The organism is Streptomyces sp. L500, assembly GCF_054551825.1.
In genome coordinates, this window is record NZ_JBTOLC010000084.1 from 1 (window position 1) to 9,148 (window position 9,148).

Genomic DNA, 9,148 nt, shown 5'->3' on the forward strand with positions numbered 1-9,148 from the left:
GTCCGCCGCCTTCAGCCCGGCGTTGGCCAGGGCCTGGCGGATGACGCGCTGCTGGGACGGCCCGTTGGGGGCGGTGATGCCGTTGGACGCGCCGTCCTGGTTGACCGCCGAACCACGCACCACCGCCAGCACCGGGTGACCGTTGCGGCGCGCGTCGCTCAGCCGCTCCAGGACGAGCATGCCGACGCCCTCGGACCAGGCGGTGCCGTCGGCGGCGTCGGAGTAGGCCTTGCAGCGGCCGTCGGGGGCCAGGCCGCCCTGGACGGTGAAGCCGGCGAAGCTCGCCGGGGTCGTCATCACGGTGACACCGCCGGCCAGGGCCAGCGAGCACTCGCCGTCGCGCAGGGCCTGTGCCGCCCAGTGGAGGGCCACGAGCGAGGACGAGCACGCGGTGTCGAGCGTGGCGGCGGGGCCCTCCAGGCCGAAGGTGTAGGAGATCCGGCCGGAGATGACGCTGCTGGCGAGACCGGTGCCGGTGTGGCCGGCGACGTCCTCGCGGGAGTTGAGCACCAGCTGGGCGTAGTCGAGGCCGTTCGTGCCGACGTAGACGCCGGTCCGGCTGCCGTGGAGGCTCTCGGGGGCGATGCCGGCCCGCTCGAACGCCTCCCAGGACGTCTCCAGCAGCAGCCGCTGCTGCGGGTCCATCGCCAGGGCCTCACGCGGCGAGATGCCGAAGAACCCGGCGTCGAACCCGGCGACGCCTTCGAGGAAGCCGCCTTCCAGCGTGGCGCTGCGGCCGCGGCCGCCGGGGCCGCCGGTGCGGAGGGTCTCCAGGTCCCAGCCGCGGTCGGCGGGGAAGGGGCTGATGCCGTCGCGTCCCTCGGAGACCAGGCTCCACAGGTCCTCCGGCGAGGTCACGCCACCGGGCAGGCGGCAGGCCATGCCGACGATCGCGATCGGGTCGTCAGCGGTGGAGTACGTCTCCGGCAGGCCGCCGTCGGCGGTGCCGGGCTCGTCCTCTGCCCCGGTTCCGTCGGACAGCTCGGCGAGGAGGTGCTCGGCGAGTGCCGTGGACGTGGGGTAGTCGAAGACGGTGGTGGCCGACAGGTGGAGGCCCGTGGCCAGGTTGAGCCGGTTGGGCAGTTCGATCGCGGTCAGCGAGTCGAAGCCGAGGTCGCGGAACTTCCGGTCGGGTTCGACGGCCTCCGCGTCGGCGTGGCCGAGGACGGCCGCCACGTGCGTACGGACCATGGCGACCAGCGGTGCGAGCCGCTCGTTCGCGGCCAGTCGCCGCAGCCGCTGCCGCAGGGCGGAGCCGGCCGACTCGCTCTCCTCACGGGAGACGGTGGTCTCCGTACGGGCGGTGCGGATGCCCGGCAGGTCCCCGAGCAGGGCGCTGTCCCGTACGCCGAGGAGGGTGTCCAGGACGCGCGGCTGCTGGAGGTCGAGGAGGACGATGCCGGGCTCGGGCCGGGTGACGGCCTGCCGTACGGCGGCGATCGCCAGGTCCGGGTGGACGGCGGGGTACGGCTGCTGGGGGTTCGTGAGCGGCTGTCCGTCGTCCGACGGTTCGTCACCGATCCAGGCGCCCCAGGCCAGGGACGTCGCGGCGAGGCCCTCGGCGCGGCGCCGGACGGCCAGGGCGTCGAGGACCGCGTTGGCGGCGGCCAGGGTGGCGCGGCCCGCGCTGCCGACGGCGCCCGCGACGGACGAGAACAGGACGAAGGCGGCGAGGTCGTGGTCGCGCGTCAGCTCGTCCAGGTGGAGAGCGGCGGTGACCTTCGCGCGGTGGACGGCGGCGAAGCGCTCGGGGGTGAGGTCGGCCAGCACGCCGTCGTCGACGACACCGGCCGCGTGCACCACGGCGGTCAGCGGCGCGTCCTCGGGGACGGCGGCGAGCACGGCCGCGAGCGCGTCGCGGTCGGCCGCGTCGCAGGCGGCGACGGTGACCCTCGCCCCGAGCTCGCGCAGCTCGGCCGCGAGTGCGGTGGCGCCGGGCGCCTCCTCGCCCCGGCGGCTGACCAGCAGGAGGTGGTGGGCGCCCGCCTCGGCGAGCCGGCGGGCGATCCGCCCGCCCCGGCCGCCGGTACCGCCGGTGATCAGTACGGTGCCCTTGGGCTCCCAGCCGTCGTCCGGCGCGCCCGCGAGGGCCTGCGCCAGCCGGCGGCCGTACACGGCGGAGGAGCGCACCGCGACCTGGTCCTCGCCGTCGGAACCGGCCAGGACGGCCGCGAGGCGGTGGGCGGTCCGGGCGTCGAGGTCCTCGGGCAGGTCGACGAGGCCGCCCCATTCCGCCGGGTACTCCAGGGCCGCGACCCGGCCCAGGCCCCAGACGCCCGCCTGCCGCGGGGCGGTGAGCCGGTCCGAGCGGCCGATGGAGACCGCGCCGCGCGTCACGCACCACAGCGGTGCCGTGACGTCCGCGTCGCGCAGGGCCTGGAGGAGGACGGCGGTCGAGGCGACCGCGCCGCCGCCCTCCCCGACGGCCTCCGTGAACGGCGCGAGGAGGGAGAGCACGCCCGCGAAGGCCGTACCGGCGGCGGCCAGTTCACGCAGCCGTTCCGCCAGGGCCTCGCGGTCGGGGGCGGTGGTGCCCGGGGCGGTGGTGCCGGGGGCGAGGTCGACGTCGAGGCGGATCGTGTCGGTTCCGACGGCCTCGGTCACGGTCGTCGTCCACGCGTCGTCGGCGGGGGCGAGGGCCGTGCGGGCCGGGGCGACGACGAGCCAGGTGCCCGCCGGGCGGCGGCCGGGCGCGGCGCCGGACAGCGGCTTCCACGCCTCGCGGAAGCGCACGGCGTCGAGCATGGCCTGGCCGCGCCGGTTGCGGCGCCAGGTGGACAGGGCGGGCAGGACGGCGCCGAGGGCCTCGGCGCTGACGTCGAGGTCGGCGGCGAGGCCGTCGACGTCGAGGTCCTCGCCCTCGACGACGGCCCAGAACCGCTGGTCGACCGGGTCGCCGGCGGAGTCCACCGGGCCGGCCGCCGCGGGCCGGGGCCAGAAGCGCCGGCCCTGGAAGGCGTACGTGGGCAGCTCGACCCGCCGGGTGGCCGTGTCGTCGAACAGCGCGGCCCACTCGACGCCGATGCCCGCCGCATACAGCGCGGCGACCGCCGTGACCAGCGTGGTCTCCTCGGGGCGGCCCTTGCGCAGGGCGGGCGCCACCACGGGGGCCGTGGCCCCGGTGCGTTCCGGCAGGGCGCGGTGGGCCAGGGCGGCGAGGATGCCGTCGGGGCCGAGGTCCAGGAAGGCGGTCGCGCCTTCGTCGGCGAGGGTACGGAGGCCGTCGGCGAAGCGGACGGCCTCCCGGACGTGGCTCACCCAGTAGTCCGCCGAGCACAGCAGGCCCGGCGCGGCCACACCGCCCGTGACGTTGGAGATCAGCGGAATGCGGGGTTCGCTGAACGTCAGGTCCTCGATGGCCCGGTGGAAGTCGTCCAGCATCGGGTCCATCAACGGCGAGTGGAAGCCGTGGCTGACCGCCAGCCGCTGGGTCTTGCGGCCCTCCGCGGCCAGGCCCTCGGCGATCCGCAGGACCGCCGCCTCCGCACCGGCGATGACGACGGCGTCGGGGCCGTTGACGGCGGCGATGGACACGCCCGCGGTCAGCAGGGCCTCGGCCTCGTCCTCGGATGCCTGGACGGCGACCATCGCGCCGCCGGCGGGCAGTTCGCCCATCAACCGGGCGCGGGCCGCGACGAGCTTGCACGCGTCCTCCAGCGAGAACACTCCCGCGACATGCGCCGCCGCGATCTCACCGATGGAGTGGCCGGTCACGAAGTCCGGGCGCACTCCCCAGGACTCCACCAGCCGGAACAGCGCCACTTCGAGGGCGAAGAGCGCGGGCTGGGTGAAACCGGTCTCGTCCAGCACGGCCGCGTCGCCCTCGAACATCACCTCACGCAGGGGGCGTTCCAGCTCCGCGTCCAGCAGTGCCGTCACCGCGTCCAGCGCCTCCGCGAAGACCGGGAAACGGGCGTACAGCTCCCGGCCCATCCCCACGCGCTGCGAGCCCTGGCCGGAGAACACCACGGCCAGCGACCCGCCCGAGGCGGCGGTGCCGCGCGCCACCTCGGCCGTGCGGCCGTCGGCGTCCGTCAGCAGCACCGCGCGGTGGTCGAAGGACGACCGGCCGGCCGCCAGCGTGAAGCCGACCTCGGCGGGTGTCAGTTCCGGCCGCTCGGCCACCCAGGCGCGCAGCCGCTCCAGCTGGGCGTCCAGCGCGTCGGCCGACTTGGCCGAGACGGGCCACGGAACGGCCGTCATCGCGACGGGCCGGGCCTCCCCCTCGCCCGCCTCGGGCTTCGGCTCGGGCTCCGGGGCCTGCTCCAGGATCGTGTGGGCGTTGGTACCGCTGATGCCGAACGCCGAGACGGCCGCCCGGCGGGGCCGGCCCGTCTCGGGCCAGGCCCGCTCCTCCGTGAGCAGCCGGACGTCACCGGCCGTCCAGTCGACGTGCGAGGAGGGCGTGCCGATGTGGAGGGACTTCGGGAGGGTCCCGTGGCGCATCGCCATGACCATCTTGATGACGCCGGCGACACCGGCGGCCGACTGGGTGTGGCCGATGTTGGACTTCACCGAACCGAGCAGCAGCGGCTGTCCTTCGGCGCGGCCCTGCCCGTAGGTGGCCAGCACGGCCTGGGCCTCGATCGGGTCGCCCAGCGTGGTGCCCGTGCCGTGCGCCTCCACGGCGTCGACGTCGGCCGTCGACAGCCCGGCGCTCGCCAGCGCCTGGCGGATGACGCGCTGCTGGGACGGGCCGTTGGGGGCGGTCAGGCCGTTGGAGGCGCCGTCCTGGTTGATGGCCGAACCGCGCAGGACGGCCAGCACCTCGTGACCGTTGCGGCGGGCGTCGGAGAGCCGCTCGACGACGAGCATGCCGACGCCCTCGGACCAGCCGGTGCCGTCGGCCTCGTCCGAGAACGCCTTGCAGCGGCCGTCCGTGGCGAGGCCGCCCTGGCGGGTGAAGCCCGGGAAGCCGACGGAGGTGGACATGATGGTGACACCGCCGGCCAGCGCCAGCGTGCACTCGCCCGAGCGCAGCGCCTGCGCGGCCCAGTGGAGGGCCACCAGCGAGGACGAGCACGCGGTGTCGAGGGTGACGGCCGGGCCCTCCAGGCCGAAGGTGTACGAGACGCGCCCGGAGACGACGCTCGCGGCGAGGCCGGTGCTGGTGTGGCCCTCGACGTCCTCGTCGGAGTTCATCACCAGCATCGTGTAGTCCTGGCCGCCGGTGCCGACGAAGACGCCGGTGCGGCTGCCGCGCAGCGAGGTGGGGTCGATCCCGGCGCGTTCGATGGCCTCCCAGGAGGTCTGGAGGAGGAGCCGCTGCTGCGGGTCCATGGCGAGGGCCTCGCGCGGGGAGATCCCGAAGAAGTCGGCGTCGAAGTCGGCGATGCCGTGGAGGAAGCCGCCCCGCGAGGTGGCGCTGCGGCCCCGGCCGCCGTCCCGGTCGTCGCCGCCCAGCAGGGTGTCGAGGTCCCAGTCGCGGTCGGTGGGGAAGTCGGAGATGCCCTCGCGGCCCTCGGCGACGAGCCGCCACAGGTCCTCCGGCGAGTTCACGCCGCCCGGCAGCCGGCAGGCCATGCCGACGATGACGATCGGGTCGTCGGCGGTGGCGAGGGCGGTGGCGCCGGTGCGCGCGGGCGTGTCGGCGTTGTCCTGCTCGTCCAGCAGCAGGGCCAGCAGGTGTTCGCCGAGCGCGGTGGGGGTCGGGTAGTCGAAGACCAGGGTCGCGGAGAGGCGCAGGCCGGTGGCGGTGCTGAGCCGGTTGCGGAGCTCGACGGCGGTCAGCGAGTCGAAGCCCAGGTCGTGGAACTCGCGCCGGTCGTCGACGGCCTTGGCGGAGGCGTGGCCGAGAACGGCGGCCGCCTCGGCCCGGACGAGGTCCACGACGAAGCGGAGGCGCTCGTCCTCGCGCAGCTCCCCCAGCCGGCGGGTGAGCACGGCGGCCGTGCCCGCGCCCGCGGCGGTGGTCGCGGCGGCGCGCCGGGTGGTCTTGACGAGGCCGCGCAGGACGGGCGGGACCGGTCCGGCCACCCGGACGGGGCCGGAGACGGCGCCGATGGCGACGAGGTGGGCGGCGTCGCAGATCCCGGCGGCGTCGAACAGCGCCAGGCCCTGCTCGACGGTCAGGGGCGGCACGCCGGACGAGGCGATGCGCTGCATGTCGGCCTCGGACAGGGTGCCCGTCATGCCGGTCGACTGCGTCCACGCGCCCCACGACAGGGACTGGGCGGCGAGGCCCAGGGCCGTGCGGTGGCGGGCGAGGGTGTCGAGGAAGACGTTGCCGGCGGCGTAGTTGCCCTGGCCGGCGGCGCCGGTGACGCCGGCGATCGACGAGAAGAGGACGAAGGCGGCGAGGTCGAGGTCCTTGGTGAGCTCGTGGAGGTGCCAGGCCGCGTCCACCTTCGGGGTCATGACGGAGGCGAGCCGCTCGGGGGTCAGCCAGGCGACGACGCCGTCGTCGAGGATCCCCGCCGTGTGGATCACCGCGGTCAGCGGACGCTCGGCCGGGACCGCGGCCAGCACGGCGGCGAGCGCGTCGCGGTCGGCCACGTCGCAGGCGGCGACGGTGACGTGGGCGCCCCCGGCGGTCAGCTCGTCGCGGAGCTCCGCCGCGCCCGCAGCCTCCGGGCCGCTCCGGCTGACCAGCAGCAGGTGTTTCACGCCGCGTTCGGCGACGAGGTGGCGGGCCAGTTCACCGCCGAGGCCACCGGTGCCGCCGGTGATGAGGACGGTGCCGTCGGGGTTCCAGGCGCGGGGCATGGTGAGGACGATCTTGCCGATGTGGCGGGCCTGGCTCATGTGGCGGAAGGCCTCGCGCGCCCGGCGGACGTCCCAGGTGGCGACGGGCAGCGGCCGCAGCGCGCCCCGGCCGAACAGCCCGAGGAGCTCGGCCAGCATCTCCCGGACGCGGTCCGGGCCGGCCTCGGCGAGGTCGAAGGCCCGGTACGCCACCTCGGCACCGTCGATCCCGGTCACGGACCGGGGGTCGCGGATGTCGGTCTTGCCCATCTCCAGGAAGTGGCCGCCGGGGGCGAGGAGGCGGAGGGAGGCGTCCACGAACTCGCCGGCCAGGGCGTTGAGGACGACGTCGACGCCGCGCCCGCCCGTGGTCGCGAGAAAGCGCCGCTCGAAGTCGGTGGTCCGGGAGGAGGCGATGTGGTCGTCGGGGACGCCCAGTTCCCGGAGGGTGTCCCACTTGCCCTCACTGGCGGTGGCGAACACCTCGGCGCCCAGGTGCCGGGCCAGCTGGATCGCGGCCATGCCGACGCCGCCGGCGCCCGCGTGGACGAGGACCGACTGCCCGGCCCGCAGCCCGGCCAGGTCCTTCAGGGCGTAAAGGGCGGTGAGGAACACCAGCGGCACCGACGCCGCCTCCGCCGACGACCACTCCTCCGGCACCCGTGCCAGGAACCGCTCGTCGACGACGGCCAGGGTGCCGAAGCCGCCGGGCACCATGCCCATGACCCGGTCGCCGACGCCCACGCCGGTCACCCCGGGCGCGGTCTCGACGACGACACCGGCGGCCTCGGCGCCCAGCAGCCCCGCTTCACCGGGGTACATGCCCAGGGCGTTCAGCACGTCGCGGAAGTTCACACCGGCGGCCTGGACCTCGACCCGGACCTGTCCGGGCGCGAGGGGCGCCAGGGTCTCGGGGCAGGGGGTCAGCAGCAGCCCGTCCAGGCTGCCCTTGGCGGCCGTGTCCAGCCGCCACGGAACCCCGGCGGGCGGCAGCAGTCCGGCGCCCGCGCCCAGGTGGGCGAGCCGGCCCACGCGCACGAGGCCGTCGCGCACGACGAACTGGGCGTCGTCCGTGGCGAGCAGGGCCGGCAGAGTGGGCAGGAGAGAGGCGAGGTCGGCGGCCTCGTCGAGGTCGAGGAGGACGAGCCGCCCGGGGTGCTCCGACTGCGCCGAGCGCACCAGACCCCACACGGCACTCGCGGCGGGATCCGCCACGGCCTCGCCCTCGTCGGCCGACATGGCGTTACGGGTGACGAAGACGAGACGGGAGCGCTCGGAATGGCGCTGGGTGAGCCAGTCGTGGAGCAGGTGGAGAACACGGTCCGTCAGGGCGTGGGCGGCGGCGGGGACGTCGTCCTCGCCACCGGCGGCCAGGCCGGAGAGGGACACGAGGACCAGGTCCTCGTCGCCGTCGAGATCGGCCAGGGAGACGACGGTCGCGCCGACGCCCAGGGTGTCGGTGCCCAGCGACACGGCCTTGACCTGCCCGGCGTCGGACGCGGCCACGTCCGGGGCGGGGATCCAGTCGAGCGACAGGAGCGCGTCGTGCTCGGCGCTGCGCACGGCGGCAGGGGACACGGCGGCGGACCGGGCACGGAAGGCCAGCGTCTCCACCGACAGCACCGGGGCACCCTCGACGTCGACGGCCGCGATGGACACCGACTCGTCACCGGTGCGCGCCACCCGGGCCCGCACCACGGACGCCCCGCCGGCATGCAGGGACACACCGCTCCAGCCGAAGGGCATCAGCAGGTGGTGCTCGTCACCCACCCCGGCGAAGCCGTGGGCGTGCAGCACCGCGTCCAACAGGGCCGGGTGAAGGCCGAAGGCACCGGCGTCCCCGGCGGCGTCGGCGGGCAGCGCGGCCTCGACGAACACCTCGCCCTCGCGCAGCCACACCGACCGCAGCCCCTGGAAGACGGGCCCGTACTCGGTCCGCCCGTAGAACTCCTCGAGGTCGACGACCACCGCGTTCTGCGGCGGCCAGACCGTCGCGTCGAAGGCGGCGACCCGCTCGCCCGTCGCCAGCGTGCCCGTGGCGTGCTCGGTCCACGGCCGGCCGGGGGCATCGTCCGGACGGGAGTGGACGGTCACGGTACGGGCGCCGGCCTCGTCGGGCGCGCCGACCAGCACCTGGATCAGGACCGCGCCCTCCTCGGGCAGCACCAGCGGCGCGAGGAGCGTGAACTCCTCCACCCGGTCGCACCCCACCTGGTCCCCGGCGCGCAGGGCCAGCTCCAGGAACCCGGTGCCGGGGAACAATGCCTTGTCGCCCAGCACGTGGTCGGACAGCCACGGGTGCGTACGCAGCGACAGCTTGCCGGTGAACAGCACCTCCTCGGAGTCCGCGAGGGCGAGCGTGGCACCGAGCAGCGGATGCCCGGCGGGCATCAGCCCGGCACCGCTGACGTCGCCGGTGAGCGCGGCGGGGCGGGGCCAGTAGCGCTCGTGCTGGAAGGCGTAC

The 9,148-nt window shown here is 75.6% G+C and carries 1 protein-coding gene; it reads right to left on the minus strand.

Annotated elements, in window-relative coordinates; all coding sequences use genetic code 11:
* On the minus strand, positions 1–9,148 hold a 9,148-nt coding region (locus ACX9I7_RS32065), incomplete at both ends, for a type I polyketide synthase (RefSeq protein WP_459389332.1).